General features: G+C 30.2%; 20 protein-coding genes. 12 read left to right on the top strand and 8 right to left on the bottom strand.

The window, feature by feature from the left end:
• Positions 1–98: 98 nt before the first annotated feature.
• Positions 99–1,082, top strand: a complete 984-nt coding sequence (locus ACWYN7_RS15265) for a PorP/SprF family type IX secretion system membrane protein (protein ID WP_462860837.1) — start codon at positions 99–101, stop codon at positions 1,080–1,082.
• On the opposite strand, the gene murI is transcribed toward ACWYN7_RS15265, so the two are convergent.
• From murI to ACWYN7_RS15225, 8 genes are all read right to left on the bottom strand, one after another.
• The gene (gene murI / locus ACWYN7_RS15260; RefSeq protein ID WP_462860836.1) at positions 1,079–1,876 is read right to left on the bottom strand and encodes a glutamate racemase; all 798 of its coding nucleotides are present in this window, start codon (positions 1,874–1,876) and stop codon (positions 1,079–1,081) included. The two genes, ACWYN7_RS15265 and murI, sit on opposite strands and share 4 nt — an antisense overlap.
• Positions 1,877–1,946: 70 nt before the next feature.
• Positions 1,947–2,453, bottom strand: coding sequence for an OmpH/Skp family outer membrane protein (locus ACWYN7_RS15255; protein WP_462860835.1), 507 nt, complete (start codon positions 2,451–2,453; stop codon positions 1,947–1,949).
• 38 nt (positions 2,454–2,491) lie between these two features.
• A complete protein-coding gene (locus ACWYN7_RS15250; protein WP_462860834.1) occupies positions 2,492–3,301 on the bottom strand; it encodes an OmpH/Skp family outer membrane protein in 810 nt (269 codons plus the stop codon).
• Positions 3,302–3,366: 65 nt separating this feature from the next.
• Positions 3,367–5,904 (bottom strand): outer membrane protein assembly factor BamA, encoded by a 2,538-nt coding sequence (bamA, locus tag ACWYN7_RS15245; protein WP_462860833.1) that lies wholly within the window; start codon positions 5,902–5,904, stop codon positions 3,367–3,369.
• Positions 5,873–6,616: an isoprenyl transferase gene (locus ACWYN7_RS15240; RefSeq protein WP_462860832.1), complete on the bottom strand. Its 744-nt coding sequence runs from the start codon at positions 6,614–6,616 to the stop codon at positions 5,873–5,875. The genes bamA and ACWYN7_RS15240 overlap by 32 nt, the downstream gene beginning before the upstream one ends.
• Before the next feature lie 2 nt (positions 6,617–6,618).
• Complete coding sequence (porG, locus tag ACWYN7_RS15235; RefSeq protein ID WP_462860831.1) at positions 6,619–7,296, bottom strand: type IX secretion system protein PorG; 678 nt, start codon at positions 7,294–7,296, stop codon at positions 6,619–6,621.
• A 106-nt stretch (positions 7,297–7,402) separates the two neighbouring features.
• On the bottom strand, positions 7,403–8,302 hold the full coding sequence (locus ACWYN7_RS15230) for an NAD kinase (RefSeq protein WP_462860830.1): 900 nt from the start codon (positions 8,300–8,302) through the stop codon (positions 7,403–7,405).
• Positions 8,303–8,361: 59 nt separating this feature from the next.
• Positions 8,362–9,021 carry a CBS domain-containing protein gene (locus ACWYN7_RS15225; protein WP_462860829.1) on the bottom strand — a complete coding sequence of 220 codons (660 nt, stop codon included), beginning with the start codon at positions 9,019–9,021 and terminating at the stop codon, positions 8,362–8,364.
• Positions 9,022–9,081: 60 nt separating this feature from the next.
• Here ACWYN7_RS15225 and ACWYN7_RS15220 point away from each other — a divergent pair, with 60 nt between their 5' ends.
• From ACWYN7_RS15220 to ACWYN7_RS15170, 11 genes are all read left to right on the top strand, one after another.
• Positions 9,082–9,795 carry a pyridoxine 5'-phosphate synthase gene (locus ACWYN7_RS15220; RefSeq protein WP_462860828.1) on the top strand — a complete coding sequence of 238 codons (714 nt, stop codon included), beginning with the start codon at positions 9,082–9,084 and terminating at the stop codon, positions 9,793–9,795.
• A 57-nt stretch (positions 9,796–9,852) separates the two neighbouring features.
• The gene (locus tag ACWYN7_RS15215; RefSeq protein WP_462860827.1) at positions 9,853–10,602 is read left to right on the top strand and encodes a queuosine precursor transporter; all 750 of its coding nucleotides are present in this window, start codon (positions 9,853–9,855) and stop codon (positions 10,600–10,602) included.
• 62 nt (positions 10,603–10,664) lie between these two features.
• The gene (locus ACWYN7_RS15210) at positions 10,665–11,375 is read left to right on the top strand and encodes a DUF547 domain-containing protein (RefSeq protein ID WP_462860826.1); all 711 of its coding nucleotides are present in this window, start codon (positions 10,665–10,667) and stop codon (positions 11,373–11,375) included.
• A 67-nt stretch (positions 11,376–11,442) separates the two neighbouring features.
• A complete protein-coding gene (locus tag ACWYN7_RS15205) occupies positions 11,443–11,778 on the top strand; it encodes an arsenosugar biosynthesis-associated peroxidase-like protein (protein ID WP_462860825.1) in 336 nt (111 codons plus the stop codon).
• A 145-nt stretch (positions 11,779–11,923) separates the two neighbouring features.
• Complete coding sequence (arsS, locus tag ACWYN7_RS15200; protein ID WP_462860824.1) at positions 11,924–12,976, top strand: arsenosugar biosynthesis radical SAM (seleno)protein ArsS; 1,053 nt, start codon at positions 11,924–11,926, stop codon at positions 12,974–12,976.
• Between the two features lie 111 nt (positions 12,977–13,087).
• The gene (arsM, locus tag ACWYN7_RS15195; protein WP_462860822.1) at positions 13,088–14,056 is read left to right on the top strand and encodes an arsenosugar biosynthesis arsenite methyltransferase ArsM; all 969 of its coding nucleotides are present in this window, start codon (positions 13,088–13,090) and stop codon (positions 14,054–14,056) included.
• 178 nt (positions 14,057–14,234) lie between these two features.
• Positions 14,235–14,726 (top strand): rhodanese-like domain-containing protein, encoded by a 492-nt coding sequence (locus ACWYN7_RS15190; protein ID WP_462860821.1) that lies wholly within the window; start codon positions 14,235–14,237, stop codon positions 14,724–14,726.
• Positions 14,727–14,832: 106 nt separating this feature from the next.
• Positions 14,833–15,447, top strand: coding sequence for a TIGR04282 family arsenosugar biosynthesis glycosyltransferase (locus ACWYN7_RS15185; RefSeq protein ID WP_462860820.1), 615 nt, complete (start codon positions 14,833–14,835; stop codon positions 15,445–15,447).
• Between the two features lie 6 nt (positions 15,448–15,453).
• The gene (locus ACWYN7_RS15180) at positions 15,454–16,098 is read left to right on the top strand and encodes a DM13 domain-containing protein (RefSeq protein WP_462860819.1); all 645 of its coding nucleotides are present in this window, start codon (positions 15,454–15,456) and stop codon (positions 16,096–16,098) included.
• A 139-nt stretch (positions 16,099–16,237) separates the two neighbouring features.
• Complete coding sequence (locus ACWYN7_RS15175) at positions 16,238–17,056, top strand: purine-nucleoside phosphorylase (RefSeq protein WP_462860818.1); 819 nt, start codon at positions 16,238–16,240, stop codon at positions 17,054–17,056.
• A gap of 52 nt (positions 17,057–17,108) precedes the next feature.
• Positions 17,109–17,672 carry a transposase gene (locus ACWYN7_RS15170; RefSeq protein ID WP_462860817.1) on the top strand — a complete coding sequence of 188 codons (564 nt, stop codon included), beginning with the start codon at positions 17,109–17,111 and terminating at the stop codon, positions 17,670–17,672.
• The last annotated feature ends 805 nt before the right edge of the window (positions 17,673–18,477 follow it).

The following is an 18,477-nucleotide window of genomic DNA, read 5'->3' as shown; positions in this document are numbered from 1 at the left end:
TTTTATTCGATTTTTATTTGTGTTAAAACTATAATATTAAAAGTAATATTTCTTTTAAATTGAATATATTTGGTAGCTTTAAATAAATAATCCTTTTAATGAAGTTGCTAAATAATGTTTTCCCTTTTTTATTTCTTTTTCTTTTCTCATTAAAAAGTAATTCTCAAGAAACCTTACCAATTTATCAAGATTATCTTTCGGATAATGTTTATTTAGTACATCCATCTGCAGCAGGTATTGGTAATTCTAGTAAATTGCGTTTTACAGCAAGACAACAATGGGCAGGGATACCTAATGCACCAGCTTTGCAAACCATGAGTTTTCATTCTAAATTTAATGAATATTCGAATGCAGGTTTTGGTGTTGTTTTATTTAATGATAAAAACGGTTTTCACTCTCAGAAAGGAATTCAAGGCGCATATGCATACCATTTACCAATGAGTAATGGCAAAGTTTTTAATCAACTTTCGTTTGGATTGGCCTTTAGTTTTGTGCAAAATCAATCAGACCAAACTAGTTTTACAGGAGATCCAACAATTTCTAGAGTGGTAGAAAGTACCAGTTATTATAATGCCGATTTTGGTGTAGCTTATCATTTAGGAGGGTTTTCATCTTATTTTACCGTTAAAAATTTATTGTTAACCGCAAAAAACAATCTAAATATTCAAGAACCTTTAGATTTAAGAAATTACATTTTATCTGCAGGTTATTATTTTGGCGAAGATCTTTTTGTACATTTTGAGCCTTCTGTAATGTTACAGTTTAGAGAAAGTACAGGAGAACGAATTGCAGACTTTAACCTAAAAGCTTACAAAACCTTTTCTAAAACTCAATTTTGGGCAGCGCTTTCTTATCGAAGAAGTTTTGATGCCAATGCTATAGAAAATGCTCAATTTATTTCGCCAATTGTAGGTGTCAATTATCAAAACTTAATGTTTTCTTATACCTATACAAATCAGATGAATGATACTGTTTTAACCACATCAGGATTTCATCAAATTTCTTTAGGGATCAATTTATGGACACAAGAGCCAAGAGCTGCTGCATGTCCTAATATTAATTCAGCTTTTGGAGGATTTTAAAAATCCTGTTGCTTTACTGTAATATTTTTATTGTTGTTTTTCGATAAGATCAATTCTAAAACTTCTTTGTTTTTGTTGATGTAAAATTGATGTGTACCCATTATATCATCAGTATTTAAAAGTTGATGCTTTTCTAGAATCGCTTTAGTTTGTTTGGCAACAGCTTGTCCAGAATCAATAATTTCAATTTTATCACCAATAATTTCTCTAATTTTAGGAATTAGATAAGGATAATGTGTACAACCTAAAACTAAGCAATCTACATTTTCTTCTAACATCGGATTTAAGTATAAAGAAAGTAATTTACTCATTTCTAAAGAATTGATTTTACCTTCTTCTATTAACTCAACTAAACCTTTTCCTATGGTTTCCTTAATAATTATTTTTTTGTTGATGTTACTTGAAGTTTTTTCGAACAAATCGCTATTTAGAGTTCCTTTTGTAGCTAAAATGCCAATGATGTTGGTTTTTGTTTTTAAAGAGGCTGGTTTTATAGCGGGTTCTATACCTATAAACGGAATTTTAAATTTATTTCTTAGAACCTTAATGGCATTTGTGGTTGCTGTATTGCAGGCTACTACAATTAATTTGCAATTTTTATCAAGTAAATATTGTGTGTTTTTTATAGATAAATCAATAATTTCTTGTTTACTCTTATCGCCATAAGGTGCATTTTTACTATCAGAAAGATAAATAGTATTTTCTTTAGGTAAAAGCGAGGTTATTTCTTGCCAAATAGAAGTGCCTCCAATACCAGAATCGAAAACTCCAATAGAAAAATTATTTGATTTCATATGATGGTAAAAATAAAAAAACCTACTTTAAAAAAAGTAGGTTTTTAATATGTTTTACAGTCTTTCTTTATTAGAATCCTAATTTTGCTTTTACAGCTGCATAAAGATCTTCTCCTTTTTTAACTAGTAAGCCTTTACCCATAGAAGCATCTAAAACGTATACAATACCTTTGCTTGCTGCAACTTCTTCAATTGCTTTTTGAGCTTTTTCGATAATTGGTTTTAAACCTTCTGCTTGTTGCTTTTGCATTTCTTGATATGCTGTTTGTCTTAACTGCTCATATCTTTGGTTATCTTCTTGTACTTCTTTTGCTCTAATTTCGTTAATTTCTTTAGTTTGAGCATTTTGTTCTGCAGTATATTTTTTCATTTTGGCATCTAACTTCTTCGCCATACTTTCTACCTCATCTGAATAAGTTTTTCCTAACTTTTCAATATCAGACTTTAATTTTTTAGTTTGTGGCATTTCTGCAACTAACTTTTCAAAGTCTATGTGCCCCACCTTTTGCGCATTTGCAACACCACCTAATCCTAAAGTAAATACAGCAATTAATAGTAACGTTTTTAAATTTTTCATTCTTGTTTTAATTTAATTATTATTCTTGTCTTTTTTGTTTAATTTTCTTCTTCGTTTTCTTTTTGTTCTTCTTCTTTCTTTTTTCTAGCAGCTTCTTTTTTTTCTCTTAATAATTTTCTCTTTGCTTCTCTTTGTGCTTGTAATTGTTTTCTTTTTTCTGCTATCTCTAATTTTTTAGCTTCTTTTTCTGCATTCTTTTTTGCTAAAGCTGCTTCTTTATCAGTTTGCGCTTGTTCTTTTTTTGCTAGAATCTCTTTTTGTGCATCTGTTAACTCTTTGCTACTTGGTGCTGCTCTTTGTTTTCTTTCTGCCTTTTTTTGGTCTGCTAATCTTGTTCTGTCTATGGTAGATAAAACAAGGTCGCTAATATCGTATTTTTTATTTGAATATAGCATAACCAAATCAGTAGATTTTTCAAAAACAAAATCATACTTTTTTCTTTTCGCAATACTTTGTATGGCATTGTAAACTTGATCTTGAATTGGCTTTACCAATTGTTTTCTTACTAAAAACATATCGCCTTTAGGCCCAAAATACAAATCTTCTAATCTTCTTAACTCTTCTTGCTTAATTGTTATTTCTTCTTCTTTTTCTTCAATTAAGTCTTTGGTTAAAATTGCTTTTTCATTTGCTAAATCAGATTTTAAAACTTCTATATGGCGTGCTTGTGTGTCTAATTTTTTTCTCCATTTAGAAATTTTAGCGTCTAATGTATTTTGTGCTTGTATATATTCTGGAACATTTTCTAGAATGTATTCCATATCTATATAAGCAATAATTTGATTTCTTTGCGACCAAAATGTTGTAACACTAAATAAAAGAACGACTAATAAAAATATTTTTTTCATTTGTATATTGTATTTAGAAAAAACCATGCCAAAAAAACTTTGGACATTACAAATGTACAGTTTTCCTAGAATTGTCTTCCGATAATAAAATGTGTTTGCCAGCCAGATTTTTCAATTTGTCCTGGTAAAGGATCAAATCCGTGAGCAAAGTCGATACCTAATAAACCAAATGCTGGCATAAAGATTCTAACTCCAACTCCTGCTGAACGTTTTAATTCAAACGGATTAAATGTCTCAAAATTGTCATAAGAATTACCCGCTTCTAAAAATCCTAAGGTATAAATGGATGCAGAAGGCGAATCTGTAATAGAATATCTTAATTCCATTTGAAATTTGTTATAAATTGTACCACCTTCAGCAGAAGATAATTGGTTGTTTTCATAACCTCTTAAACCAATAGTTTCTCTACCATCTAATTGAAATTGTGCAATACCATCTCCACCAACAAAATATCTTTCAAACGGATTTTGTCCTAATTCTGAGTTGTAATATCCTAAGTAACCTAATTCTGCATTGGTCATTAATACTAATTTATCTGTAAAAGAAGTATACCATTTTCCTTTTGCTGTAACTTTATAATATTCTAACCATTTGTATTTTTCTGCTGGATCTAACTCTGAATAATCTTTACCATTAATTAAAGAGTAAGGTAAGGTAGCCTTAACACCTAAAGAGAATTCAGAACCGTAAGTTGGGAAAATTAAACTTGGCCCTGCAGAATTTCTGCTAAGTGTTGCGTTATAAGCTAGGTTATTTAAAGTACCATTGCTTAAAACATCTGTACCTACTCTAAAACCATAGTTTTTTAAATTAAAACTTTGGTAGCTAATAGTTTGTGATAGTTGAAAGTAATCATCTGGCCATTGTAAACGTTTACCTAAACCTAAAGATGCACCAACAATACCTAAACTTTGACTTTTATCTACAATACCTGTTGTAAAATCATATTGATATTGATTTGATGAATAAATAGAAAAAGATAATGATTGAGGTTTTCTACCTCCTAACCAAGGTTCTGTAAAAGAAAAACTATAGGTATTATAAGTTCTACTGGTTTGTAATCTTAATGCTAATGATTGACCATCACCCATAGGTAAAGGTTTGTAAGCTTCTTTATTAAAAATGTTTTTAATAGAAAAGTTGTTAAACGATAACCCTAATGTACCTATAAAAGATCCACCACCATAACCACCTTGTAGTTCTATTTGGCTTCCTCCTTTTTCTACAACATTAAAATTGATGTCTGTCGTTTTATTTTGATAATCGGGAATTACATCTGGTGTTACATTTTGATCGAAGAACCCTAACTGACCAATTTCTCTAATAGATCTAATAATGTTAGTTCTACTAAATAAATCTCCTGGTTTAACACGTAATTCTCTAAAAATAACATGGTCATTGGTTTTATCATTACCAGAAACTGTTACTTTTCTAATTCTTGCTTTTTCGTCTTCACGAATTCTAATTTCTACAGTAATCGAATCGTTTTCTACTTTTGTTTCTACTGCATTTACTTGAGAGAATAAGAAACCATTATCTTGATAAAGCGTAGATAAATCATCAGAGGTTGGTGAGTCATCACCTTTTACACGCTCTTTAAGAACAGCTCCATTGTATACATCACCTTTTTCAATTCTTAAAACTTGTTGTAATTGCTCGTCTGTATATTCTTTGTTACCTACAAATAATATATCTGCAAATCGATATTGTTTACCTTCTTCAATGTCTATGTTTATGTTGATGGTATTATCCTCATTCCACGTAATGCCTTCGCTTAAAATACGTGCATCTCTGTAACCAATTCTGCTGTATTTGTCTAAAATGCTTTCTAAATCTGCTTGATAATCTTCTTCTATATATTTAGATCCTTTCCAAAAACGACCAATCATTTTTTCTTTGGTGTTTTTCATGGCTTTTCGAAGCTTTTTGTTAGAAATGGCTTTGTTACCGTTAAAAAAGATGTATTTAATTTTAATTTTAGATCCTTTATCAATAAATACATTCATGTTAACAACGTTATTATCTGAAGTATCTTTTTTAATATCTAAATTAACTTTGGTTTTTAAGAAACCTTTGTCTGTATATTTTTTTGTGAAGTAGTTTTTGGTAGTTACAACTAAATTGTCTGTAACCATAGCTCCTTTTTTTAACTCAGCTTCTTTTTTTAATTCTTTTGCTTTAGAGTTTTTAATACCGCTAATGGTAATTTCATTTAATTGCGGTAACTCTTGTACATCGAACTGAAGGTATACTGTGTTACCATCTATTTTTGCTAAAAAAACATCTACATTACTAAACTGCTTACTTTCGTATAATTTTTTAATGGCACTGGTAAGTTTATCACCAGGAAGTTTTATGGTTTGTCCGTTTCTTAAACCTGTAAATACTTTTACAGTTTCTTCGCTAAACTTTTTTAAACCTGTAACAGAAATACCACCTAAAATGTATTCTTTACCTTTTTCAAAAGAAAGGTTATTAGTAATTGAATCTTTTTTTGTTTGTGCGTTTGCACTAAAACTAAAAAATAGTGCTAAAAGCACTAATGCAACAGAACTTAAATTGATAGTAATCTTATTCTGTAATTTGTTCGCTTGTTTTTCCAAATCGTCTTTCTCTATTCTGATAATCTATGATGGCTTCATAGAAATGTTCTTGTCTAAAATCTGGCCAAAGTACATCTGTAAAATATAATTCGGCATATGCCAACTGCCATAATAAGAAGTTACTAATGCGTTGTTCTCCACTAGTTCTTATCATTAAATCAACATCGGGCAAATTAAATGTATATAAATGGTTATTTATAGTATTTTCATCTATTTTTTCTAAATCGAGTTCTTTATTAACAACTTTTTTAGATATGTTTTTGATTGCATTAACAATTTCTTCTCTAGCACCATAGCTTAAAGCAAAGGTTAATACAATGTCTTTGTTGTTTCTAGTTTCAAAAATTACATCGTTTAAAACTTTTTGAGCTTTTACAGGTAGTGTTTCTATAGAACCAATAGAGTTTACTTTTACCCCTTGTTCCATAAATTCTGGCAACTCTTTTTTTAACGAGTTTATTAACAAACTCATTAAAGCGTCTACTTCTAATTTTGGGCGATTCCAGTTTTCTGTAGAAAATGCATACAAAGTAATGGCTTCTACATTTACTTGCGATGCTGCTTTTACAGATTCTCTTACTGCAGTTAAGGCATTTCTGTGGCCAAAAATTCTATTCATACCTTTACCTTTTGCCCAACGTCCATTACCATCCATAATAATGGCTACATGTCTTGGGGTTTTATGTAAATCGATGAGTAGTTTTTTATCCATAATTAAAATCCTGGGGTGTAACAAGGTGGTCTACCAAAAGTATAAATAATTGATAGGCCTGTAAACATATACCAATCTTTACTTGTGCCACCAAAATTTAATCTTTCTACATTTTCTGTATTAAAATCTAGATCATCTGCAAACGAATATCTAAATTTAGTTTCTACAGCAAAAGCTAAAGGGCCAATTAATTTAGATTTAAATCCCACACCAAAAGGAACCGTAACTCCATTCTTAGTGTCGTACAGAAATTCTTCTGGCGCTGTTTCCGAAACAATATATTTATAATTAAAAACCGCCAAATCTAAAGTAATATAAGGTGTCCAGGTTTTACCTGGTGTAGAAATGTCATATTCATAAAAATTATATTCTAAACCTATTGCCAATTCGTTTATGGTATTTGAGAACGTTAAGCCTCTACTAACTTTATAATCTGTGTCTGCTTCTAAATCACTTGCAGTTATTGGTAAATAACTATACGTTGCTCTAAATGCTATTCTAGGATTCCAATTGTATTTAAAAAATGCTGAACCAGCAATATTGTTTGGGTAAATGTAGTTGGTTCTACCAATGTCTCCAACAAAATTAGAGCCACCAACAAATATTCCTGCCTCATACACTTGCCCTAATAAAATATTAGAAAAGCTTACAAAAATTATTAATAATATACTTTTTTTCATCGTAAAAAATAGCGAGCAAATATAGGGATTTCAATTTGCTTTGTAAAGTTAATATTCAGTCTTTTTTGAATAACTATATTTTTGACTTTTTATTGTAAACTTATGGTTAAAGATTGGTTTCATTTCTAGTATCTTCTCCCCACAATAATTTACTGCGTAAAGTTTGTAAAAATGATTGATTATTAGGGATGATACTTTTTACAGTAAAGGCTGCTTTATTAATAAAAATTGCGGTGTTTTTGTGTATGGTAGTAATTCTAGAATCTAAAGAAATTAAAAAGTCTTTTTCTCTAGAATCTATGGCCAATTGTATGCTTGTATCATCTGAAATAACCATTGGTCTTGCATTTAAATTATGGGGTGCAATTGGAGTAATGATTAAGTTTTTAGAATTAGGCGAAATAACTGGGCCATTGCAACTTAAAGAGTAACCAGTAGAGCCTGTAGGAGTTGCTATAATTAAACCATCTGCCCAATAATTGGTTAAATATTCGTTGTTTAAACTGGTTTTTACACCAATCATAGAAGTCGTGTTTTTTCTGGCAATAGTAACCTCATTTAAAGCAAAATTTAGTTCTTCTAATTCTGCTGTTTTGGGCGATGTTTTTACTTCTAATAAAGTTCTTTCTAAAATGGTATATTCTCCTTTTAAAATAAGGTTGATGCTTTCTTTTATAGATTTTTTGTTGATGGTGGCTAAAAAACCTAATCTCCCTGTATTTATTCCTAAAATAGGGATGCCTAAATCTCTGATATACGTTACTGCTCTTAAGATGGTGCCATCACCACCTAAGGTAAATAAAGTGTCGAAAGATGTGTTTAAGTCGTTAAAATGAGAAAATGTCGGATAATTTTTATCTAAAATCTGGCCTTCTATCAATAAATCGTAAAACTGTTTTTCTATAAAACATTCAATGCTATTTTCTTGAAGTACTTCTAGTAAAATCTTGATCTCTTTTTCTGCTGAAATGGAGTAAGACTGACCATAAATTGCAACTTTTTTCATTTTTTTATTTGATACTTTTTAAAATAATCAGCTTAATTGTATAAAAAAAACTGATTTGGTTACATTTCTAAATATTTCTGTAAATATTCTGATCTGTTTTTTAAATCTTCTAAATAAATGTCGTTTTCGTGGGTTGATACTATTTTATAATCATAACGTCTAAACGTTTGTATCATTTCATTAATTTCTTCAGAAACGATTTTTAAAGTTATTTGTACAAAATTATTTTGTTTTTCAGATACGTATAATCCCAATAACTTACCTCCATTGGCTTCTACTATTTGCGAAATTTCGCTCATAGAAAAATCAGTTTCTAGTTTTTCTATAATTAGGGTTTCGCTTTCTTCTATCATAAAAGGACTTGTAGAAAATACATCTAAAACATCACATAAATCATAATACCCCATATAATTTTTGTCTTTGTTTAAAACAGGAATTATAGTAGTATTGTTGTCTGCAAAAATTTTTAATAATTCTAAAACTGTGGCTTTTTCATCAGCAAAAAAAGAATGCATTAAGTAAGAATGGGCAACCAATTCTTCTTCTTTATTTTCTATAGTTTGTATGTCTTCTTCTGCAAAAGAGCCCAATAATTTACGATCCTCAATTACCGGAAAATGCGTAATTGGGTAATTTTTAAATAACTTTTTGGCGCGTTTTACAGTAGTTTTTAAACTAAGTGCCTTAATTTCTTTTAATATATAATCGTTAATATTCATTCTTTACGAATATAGGATAAAATGATTTAATAAATTATCTTTGACGCCTAATTTTAGACAATGACAAAGTTAAGTGTAAATATTAATAAAATAGCAACTTTACGTAATTCTAGAGGTGGTAATGTGCCTAATTTATTAAAAGTAGCTACAGATATCGAAAATTTTGGCGCAGAAGGTATTACAATTCACCCAAGACCAGATGAAAGACATATTCGTTATCAAGATGCAAGAGATTTAAAAAATACGGTTACTACAGAATATAATATAGAAGGTAACCCCATAAAATCTTTTATGGATTTGGTTTTAGAAGTAAAGCCAACTCAGGTTACTTTAGTGCCAGATGCTGTAGATGCTATTACTTCTAATGCGGGTTGGGACACCATTAAACATCAAGCTTTTTTACAAGAAGTGATTGCAGAATTTCAACAAAATGGAATTCGAACTTCTATTTTTATAGACACCGATTTAAAATTGATAGAAGCAGCTGCAAAAACAGGTACAGATAGAATTGAATTGTATACAGAGCATTTTGCAAGTGAGTTCGAAAAAGGAAATAAAGAGGCTGTAAAACCCTATACAGAAGCTGCTGTTTTAGCGCATCAATTAGGGTTGGGTATAAATGCTGGGCACGATTTAAGTTTAGACAATGTTCAGTTTTTTAAAGAGAACATTCCTAATTTAGCAGAAGTTTCTATTGGCCACGCTTTAATTGCAGAAAGTTTGTATTTAGGTTTAGAAAATGTGGTGAGTATGTATTTACATCGTTTAAAATAAAAACAGTTTTAAAATTAGATAAATCTCTTACTTGTCAAAAATTTGTAAATTCGCTAAATGACAGCGAAAGACAAGCAACTTGCCAATAAAATTTATCTAATTCTTGCTGCATTATTTATAGCATCATTAGTAACATCTAATTTAATTTTTCAAAAATTCTTTTATTGGTATCCTTTTGATATCGAAATTTTTGATACAAAATTATTTGAGGTTTCTGTGGGCTTATTACCTTACCCGATTACTTTTTTAATTACAGATATTTTATCAGAAATTTATGGCAAAAGAAAAGCGAATGATGTAGTTATTGCTGGTATTTTTGCATCTTTTTTCTCGTTGTTAATCATTTATATTTCTAAAGAAGCGCCTGCAACAAGCTGGTCTCCTATAAACGATGGAATATTTGTAAACGTTTTTGGAGCAGCACCTTTGGCAGTTTTGGCATCTATGTTGGCGTATTTATTTGCGCAGTTTATCGATATAAAAGTCTATCACTTCTGGAAACAATTAACCCAAGGTAAACATCTTTGGTTGCGTAATAATTTTTCTACATTTTCATCACAAATTATAGATACACTCACAGTGTTATTGCTGTTATGTTCTTTCGGAATTATAGATTGGGCCAATTTTCTAGGTCTTTTTATAAGTGGTGTAATTTTTAAAATGATGATTGCGTTTTTAGATACCCCAATTTTATACCTTGTTGTTTATGCTTTTCGATATCGATTTAAGTTAAAAATAAATCAAGAAATTGATGATGGAGTTTTGTTAAATATTGATAATGAAGTTGATAAAATTGGTTTGGAATAATTTTGATGAATTTCTGTAATTATTGATAAATGTATGCGTCTAAAAAATCAGAAATTACAAAAATGAAAAAAGCACTAATTTTATCACTTGTATTTTTTGCTATAATTCAGGCAAAAGCACAGACATCAATTTTTAATGATTTATTGCAAAAACACGTTTCTGAAAATGGAATTGTAGACTACAAATCTTTTAAAGCAGATGAATTAAAATTAGATAGTTATCTTTCTTATTTAGAAAAAACTACACCCAAAAATTCTTGGTCAGAAAATAAGCAAAAAGCCTTTTGGATTAATGCGTATAATGCCTATACAATCAAATTAATTTTAGAGCATTATCCTTTAAAATCTATTATGGATATTAAAAAAGATGGCAAAACTGCTTGGAAAATTCCTTTTGCTAAAGTAGGGGGTAAAACCTATACGTTAGATTTTATAGAGCATCAAATTTTACGTAAAAAAATCTTCGATCCTAAAATTCATGTGGGTGTAAATTGTGCTTCGGGTTCTTGTCCTAAATTAGGAAATAAGGCATTTACAGAAGAAAATGTAGAAACAGAATTAACACAATTAATGAAAGATTTTGTAAATGATGTTTCTAGAAATAAATTATCAAAAAAGAAAATTCAAATATCATCTATTTTCGATTGGTTTAAAGAAGATTTTACCAAAAACGGATCGTTAATCGATTATTTAAATCAATATTCTGAGGTAGAAATTAAAGCCAATGCTAAGATTAATTATTTAACATACAATTGGGCTTTAAACGAAAAGTAGACTTGCTATTTTTGCGGATAAGTTTTTGAAACAATTTGTATCTTTCATCCTTTTTAAAAAATATTATATGTCAAAATCATATTATGATGCAGCCGATTTAAGAAAATTCGGTAAAATAACAGAATGGAGTGAAGAACTTGGTAACAAGTTTTTCGATTATTATGGAAAAGTTTTTGAAGAAGGAGCACTTTCTGCTCGCGAAAAATCTTTAATTGCTTTGGCTGTAGCGCATACAGAACAATGCCCATATTGTATAGATGCATATACAAAAGATGGTTTGCAAAGAGGTATCACCAAAGAAGAAATGATGGAAGCCATTCACGTGGGTGCTGCCATAAAAAGTGGTGCAACTTTGGTGCATGGCGTACAAATGATGAACAAGGTGAATAAGTTGGAGATGTAAGCAGAGAACCATTTTTTGCTGTCTGCAAAAATTGTGTGAATCGCTTATCCTGAGTTTACGAAGGATCTTATTAAATAAATTTTTAATTACGAATTATGAGTTGAAAAACTCAATTCGTAATTCATAATTCTACATTCGTAATTAAATGAAGAAATCTTTAAAAGCAAGAAATAACGACATTGCAAACACTTCTCGTCAATTAGAAATTCTTTCAAACGGAATTTTTGCTGATGGAGAATTGCCCACATTTGCCACTAAAATAAAAGAAACCAATCAGTTTCCATTACGTCCTAAAAAATTAGAAATTCTTCAAATTAATTTGGGCTATATGTGCAATCAAGTTTGCGAACATTGTCATGTAGATGCAGGTCCAGACAGAAAAGAAATTATGACTATTGAAACCATGCAGCAATGTTTGGATGTAATTAAAAATACGGGTGCACATACGTTAGATTTAACTGGTGGCGCTCCAGAAATGAATCCTAATTTTAGATGGTTTGTAGAAGAAGCTTCAAAAGCAGGAATTAAAGATTTTATTGTACGTTCTAATTTAACCATTATCAGAGCCAATAAAAAATACTACGATTTACCAGAGTTCTTTAAAAAACACAACGTTCATGTTGTTTCTTCTATGCCTCATTGGACACGTGGAAAAACCGACAAACAAAGAGGTGATGGAGTTTTTGATAAATCAATTAAAGCCTTACAAGAACTAAATGCGGTTGGTTATGGAATGCCAAATTCTGATTTAAAATTAGATTTGGTGTATAATCCTTCAGGAGCCTTTTTACCTGGAGATCAAATGGGCTTGGAACGTGATTTTAAAAAAGCGCTAAAGGCGGATTTTAATATCAATTTTAATAGTTTGTTTGCCATCACAAATTTACCTATCAGTCGTTTTTTAGATTATTTAATTGCATCAGAAAATTACGAAGATTATATGTTTGCTTTGGTTGATGCTTACAATCCTGCTGCTGTAGCCAATGTAATGTGTACAAATACCCTTTCTGTAAGTTGGGATGGATGGTTGTATGATTGCGATTTTAACCAAATGCTAAATTTAAAAGTTGCAAGTAAAGTAAAACACATTAAAGATTATAATGAAGAAACTCTTCAGGATAGAAATATCATTATCAATCAACATTGTTATGGTTGCACAGCAGGTGCAGGTAGCAGCTGTCAAGGAACTGTAGCCTAACAATCTCTTGCAAGGTGTTTCCGAAGAATGAGGATTCCTTGTCAAGTTTTAAATAAAATATACCTTAAAGGTTTATGAAACCTTGCAGGATAGTAAAAAAACAAACAACAAATGAGTTATTTAGAAACTACAAAAGATGTATACAAAGAGGCAGCATTAACACCAGATGTTGGGTTGTGCTGTACTACAAATCCTATTTGGGAATTACCAGGTCTTAAGATTCCTAGAATAATGCAAGAAATGAATTACGGTTGTGGTTCTACTGTGCATGCAAGAGATTTAGCGAACAATCCAAAAATGCTATACGTGGGTGTTGGTGGTGGAATGGAGTTATTACAATTTGCCTATTTTAACAGAAATAAAGGTGGCGTTATCGGGCTAGATGTTGTTGATGAAATGTTAGAGGCTTCTCGAAAAAACTTTACAATTGCAGAAGAACAAAACGATTGGTTTAAAAGTGAGTTTGTAGATTTACGCAAAGGCGATGCTATGGATTTACCTGTTGAAGACAATTCCATAGATGTTGCTGCTCAAAATTGTTTGTTCAATATTTTTAAGTCAGACGATTTAAAGAAAGCCATTGCAGAAATGTACAGAGTGTTAAAACCTCATGGTAAATTGGTAATGAGCGACCCAACTTGCGAGCAAGAAATGAATGATGAATTGCGTAATGACGAACGATTGCGTGCTTTGTGTTTAAGCGGTAGTTTGTCAATAGCAGATTATGTAAAAGCCCTTACAGATGCTGGTTTTGGAACAATTGAAATTAGAGCAAGAAAACCATATAGAATCTTAGACCCTAAGAACTATCCAACAGACGAATTGATTTATATAGAGTCTATAGAAGTTGCTGCCATAAAAGACCCAATGCCAGCAGACGGCCCTTGTATTTTTACAGGAAAAGCGGCTATTTATTTTGGTGATGAAGATTATTTTGATGACAATGCTGGTCATGTTTTACTAAAAAATCAACCCTTAGCCATTTGCGATAAAACTGCAGGAGCTTTAGCTGCTTTGGGTAGAGACGATATTTTTATTTCAGAAAGTACCTATCATTATGATGGTGGTGGATGTTGCTGATGTTCTTGTTAGTCTTTTAGGCATTAGCTTTTGGTTAAGTGTCATTTTAAGAATTACTGAAATCAAAATATATTTTGATTGAAAGTAGCTTGCAAAGCAAATAAGTGAAGTTGAAAAATAATATCTAATATTTAAGATTTCTCTACAAGATTGAAATGACACTTTGAAATATTTAAAAATGAAAAAAATACTCATCCTTTTTTTAATAATCAGTTCAACAACTTTTGGACAAAAAAAGTTAGACAAACTACTCCATAAATGGAACAAAAGAAACGTTCCATATATGTCTGTGGAAACTTTAGCTTTACCAAAAACCAACGCTATTTTATTAGATGCTAGAGAAGAAAAAGAATACCAAGTTAGCCACTTTAAAGATGCTATTTGCGTGGGCTATGATAATTTTAATCTAAAAAAAACAATAAACAAATTACCCAAAGATAAAAATGCAAAAATAGTAGTCTATTGCTCATTAGGAATCCGTTCAGAAACTGTTGCTTACAAACTCATAAAAGCGGGTTACACCAACGTCTATAATTTATATGGAGGTATTTTTGAATGGAAAAACACCAATTTTAAAGTAATAGATACCTTAGGTAAACCCACTGAAAACATACATACTTTTAATAAGGAATGGAGCAAATGGCTAAAAAAAGGAAAGAAAGTGTATTAGTTGTTTGTCGAAAATTATAAATCAAATGTCATTTCGACTTTATGGAGAAATCTCATTTTAGTCAAAAGATTGCCAAATCACAACTAATTTTGAAATGACAAAAATTATGAAGAATAAAAACCTCCTATTAATATTTACCAGAAACCCAGAATTAGGGAAAGCAAAAACACGTTTGGCAAAAACTGTTGGCGATGAAACTGCCTTAGAAATCTATAAATTTTTATTACAAAAAACCAGAGATATTTCATCAAAAGTAAATGCAGATAAAGCCGTTTATTATTCTGTGAAAATTAGAGAAAATGATATTTGGGATAATAACAGCTATCAAAAACACCAACAAAAAGGTGATGATTTAGGCATTCGAATGCACAATGCTTTTAAAAACGGATTTGAGGCTGGCTATGAAAAAATCATTATTATTGGTAGCGATTTGTATGATTTAACATCAACAAATATCGACAATGCATTCCGTCAATTAGATAAAAATGATGTTGTTATTGGGCCTGCTTTAGATGGTGGTTATTATTTATTGGGGATGAAAAAGTTGCATCCACAAGTATTTCTAAATAAAAATTGGGGAACAGAAACTGTTCGAAAAGATACTTTACAAGATTTAATTCATCAACAAGTGAAATTATTAGAAGAGAAGAACGACATAGATGTATATGAAGATATCATCGATATTCCAGAGATTATGGAAACGTTCATCAATTCTAACTAATTTTATATGAAAACACTTTTACTTTTTGCTTTTTTAAGCATTTCTTACCTGCAAATTAATGCACAATGTGCAGAAACATTAACGGGTTTTGGTAACAATCCAGACCAAGATTCTTATAATATTGTGGGTGATGTTACTCTTATTTTAAACACCAATAATACAATTACACTAAATCTAGGAAGTAATTATAGTACAGCTCCTGGGCCAGATGTTAGAGCTTTTTTGGTAGATTCTAATGGAATTTCTGATGAGGTTTTGGCAACTACTTTAATAGCAAATTTAAACCATTTCGAAATTGGTTTAACACAAGCTTCTGGCAGGCAAACGTTTACTGTAGCCATTCCAGAAAATAAAAATATCACCAACTTTGATAAAGTGTTTTTCTATTGCTTAGAGTTCGATCATTTTTGGGATTTAGGCACATTTACCCCTTTTTCATCAACTAATTGCTCAGTTTTAAACATTAACGAGGTTCAAGTTGATAACATATCTATCTTTCCTAATCCTGCAAAAAATCAGATTAAACTTTCAAATATTGATGCTGTTTCTGTCGGAATTCGTATTTTTAATGTTTTAGGAAAACAAGTTTTTTATCAATCTAAAATCACAAAGAATACCATAGATGTTTCTTCTTTTAAATTTATTTGGTAAAGATTAATGTTGATGGTAAAACGAAAACACAAAAATTAGTAATACAATAAAAACGTCATTGCGAAAGAGAAACGGATGAAGCAATCTGTTATTTAAAAAGAGATTGCTTTGTAAACTCGCAATGAAAAATTAATATAATATGACCAAACAAAATCAATTAAAAGAAACCATCCATTTTTTAACTCAAAAAGGGGTAGCTAATCCAGAAATAGGGATTGTTTTAGGCACAGGATTAGGCAAATTAGTTGATGAAATTTCTATAGAAATAGAAGTTGCATATAAAGATATTCCTAATTTTCCTATGGCAACTGTAGAGTTTCATTCAGGTAAATTAATTTATGGTGAGTTGTCTGGGAAAAAAGTAATTGTTATGGCTGGTCGTTTTCATTTATACGAAGGGTATACACCTTGGGAAGTTACTTACGGAATTAGAACAATGCACGGTTTAGGAATCAAAAATCTGTTAATTTCTAATGCAGCAGGAGCCATTAATTTATCTTACAAAAAAGGCGATTTAATGTTGATAGAAGATCATATAAACTTACAAGGTCAATCTCCATTAGCATTTAAAGGCGCAAATACTTTTGGTAATATTTTTGCTGATATGTTAATGCCTTATGATGATAAAATCAACACTAAAATTAAAACAATAGCCAAAGAACAAAATATAGTTTTGCATAATGGTGTCTATGCAAGTGTTTTAGGTCCTCAATTAGAAACTAGAGCAGAATATAGAATGTTGCAAATTTTAGAAACGGATGCTGTGGGTATGAGTACAGTGCCAGAAGTAATTGTTGCCAAACAACTGAATGTACCATGTGCAGCAATTTCGGTATTAACAGACGAATGCGATCCGAAAAACTTACAACCTGTAGATATTGCAGAAATCATTGCTGTTGCTGGTGAAGCTGAACCAAAAATGATAGCTTTGTTTAAGGGAGTTATTCAGGTTTTATAATAAATTAGACCCTTCAGGTTTTCAAAACCTGAAGGGTCTGTAAATAAGGTTTATGAAAATTGAAAAAGTAGAATCAGATTACTATTACCATATCTATAATAGAGGTAATAATGGTGATAATATTTTTTTTGATGAAGATAATTACAGCTATTTCTTAAGTTTGGTTAAAAAATATCTCTTACCAATTTCAGATATTTATGCGTTTTGTCTTCTTAAAAATCATTTTCATATTCTTTTAAAAATTCATCACAATTGCGAAAACCCTTCTCGTTATTTTTCAAATTTATTTAACGCCTATACCAAAGCAATGAATAAAAAATACGGAAGAACAGGAAGCTTATTTGAAAAACCTTTTAAAAGAATCAAAATTACAGATGAAAACTATTTAAAGACTCTTATTCTTTATATCCATCTTAACCCAGAACATCATCAAATTTCTAATGACTTTAGTAAGTATAAACATTCATCATATAAATTAATCATATCTCAAAAAAAGACAAATATTAAAAGAGATGAAGTACTAGCGTTATTTGATGGAGTTAAAAATTTTATAGAAACTCATTTCGATAGAAAAATATTGGTTAATGAAAGGAATAAACAATTATTTTTAGAATGAACCGATATAAGACCCTTCAGGTTTTGAAAAACCTGAAGGGTCTGCATAATATAAAATATAATTGACTATTTTAAAAGACTTATCGTAAAGCAAACAGGTGTAATTTCATTACAATAAAAAGAAGTCTTTCAGTCACTTATGAGTTGTTGTAGTTAAATTGTTAAGGTCTAGAAATCTGCAGAATTTACTTCCAAAAATAATCACTTTTAGCATGAATTATCTTAAGACCCTTCAGGTTTTCAAAACCTGAAGGGTCTGCATAATATAAAAATATGAATGACTATTATAAAAGACTTATTGTAAAGCAACAGGCGTAGTTTCTTAACAAGAAAAAGAATTCTTTCAGTCACTTAGCAGTAGTTTTAGTTAAACTGTTCAGGTTTAGAAATCTGAAGAATCTACTTTTCAAAAAGTATTGCATATAGTATCAATTAGATTAAGACCCTTCAGGTTTTGAAAACCTGAAGGGTCTGCATAATATAAAAATATGAATGACTATAATAAAAGACTTATTCTAAAGTAAATAGTCGTAGTTTCTTAACAATAAAAAGAAGTCTTTCAATCTCTTAGGAGTAGTTTTACTTAAATTGTTAAGGTTTGGAAATCTGCAGAATTTACTTTCAAAAATAATCACTTTTAGCATGAATTATCTTAAGACCCTTCAGGTTTTGAAAACCTGAAGGGTCTGCATTACATAAAATATGAATGACTATTTTATAGACTTATTCTAAAGCAAACAGGTGTAATTTCATTACAATAAAAAGAATTCTTTCAGTCACTTAGGGTCAGTTGTAGTTAAACTGTT

Source organism: Polaribacter sp. M10 (assembly GCF_054968445.1).
Note: the sequence above shows the minus strand (reverse complement) of the source record. Positions and strands in the feature narration are given on the sequence as shown.

Bases quoted from the DNA above. Each gene is read 5' to 3' on its own strand.
- ACWYN7_RS15265 (WP_462860837.1), top strand. From the start codon at position 99: ATGAAGTTGCTAAATAATGTTTTCCCTTTTTTATTTCTTTTTCTTTTC.
- murI (WP_462860836.1), bottom strand. From the start codon at position 1,876: ATGAAATCAAATAATTTTTCTATTGGAGTTTTCGATTCTGGTATTGGA.
- ACWYN7_RS15255 (WP_462860835.1), bottom strand. From the start codon at position 2,453: ATGAAAAATTTAAAAACGTTACTATTAATTGCTGTATTTACTTTAGGA.
- ACWYN7_RS15250 (WP_462860834.1), bottom strand. From the start codon at position 3,301: ATGAAAAAAATATTTTTATTAGTCGTTCTTTTATTTAGTGTTACAACA.
- ACWYN7_RS15240 (WP_462860832.1), bottom strand. From the start codon at position 6,616: ATGGATAAAAAACTACTCATCGATTTACATAAAACCCCAAGACATGTA.
- porG (WP_462860831.1), bottom strand. From the start codon at position 7,296: ATGAAAAAAAGTATATTATTAATAATTTTTGTAAGCTTTTCTAATATT.
- ACWYN7_RS15230 (WP_462860830.1), bottom strand. From the start codon at position 8,302: ATGAAAAAAGTTGCAATTTATGGTCAGTCTTACTCCATTTCAGCAGAA.
- ACWYN7_RS15225 (WP_462860829.1), bottom strand. From the start codon at position 9,021: ATGAATATTAACGATTATATATTAAAAGAAATTAAGGCACTTAGTTTA.
- ACWYN7_RS15220 (WP_462860828.1), top strand. From the start codon at position 9,082: ATGACAAAGTTAAGTGTAAATATTAATAAAATAGCAACTTTACGTAAT.
- ACWYN7_RS15215 (WP_462860827.1), top strand. From the start codon at position 9,853: ATGACAGCGAAAGACAAGCAACTTGCCAATAAAATTTATCTAATTCTT.
- ACWYN7_RS15210 (WP_462860826.1), top strand. From the start codon at position 10,665: ATGAAAAAAGCACTAATTTTATCACTTGTATTTTTTGCTATAATTCAG.
- ACWYN7_RS15205 (WP_462860825.1), top strand. From the start codon at position 11,443: ATGTCAAAATCATATTATGATGCAGCCGATTTAAGAAAATTCGGTAAA.
- arsS (WP_462860824.1), top strand. From the start codon at position 11,924: ATGAAGAAATCTTTAAAAGCAAGAAATAACGACATTGCAAACACTTCT.
- arsM (WP_462860822.1), top strand. From the start codon at position 13,088: ATGAGTTATTTAGAAACTACAAAAGATGTATACAAAGAGGCAGCATTA.
- ACWYN7_RS15190 (WP_462860821.1), top strand. From the start codon at position 14,235: ATGAAAAAAATACTCATCCTTTTTTTAATAATCAGTTCAACAACTTTT.
- ACWYN7_RS15185 (WP_462860820.1), top strand. From the start codon at position 14,833: ATGAAGAATAAAAACCTCCTATTAATATTTACCAGAAACCCAGAATTA.
- ACWYN7_RS15180 (WP_462860819.1), top strand. From the start codon at position 15,454: ATGAAAACACTTTTACTTTTTGCTTTTTTAAGCATTTCTTACCTGCAA.
- ACWYN7_RS15175 (WP_462860818.1), top strand. From the start codon at position 16,238: ATGACCAAACAAAATCAATTAAAAGAAACCATCCATTTTTTAACTCAA.
- ACWYN7_RS15170 (WP_462860817.1), top strand. From the start codon at position 17,109: ATGAAAATTGAAAAAGTAGAATCAGATTACTATTACCATATCTATAAT.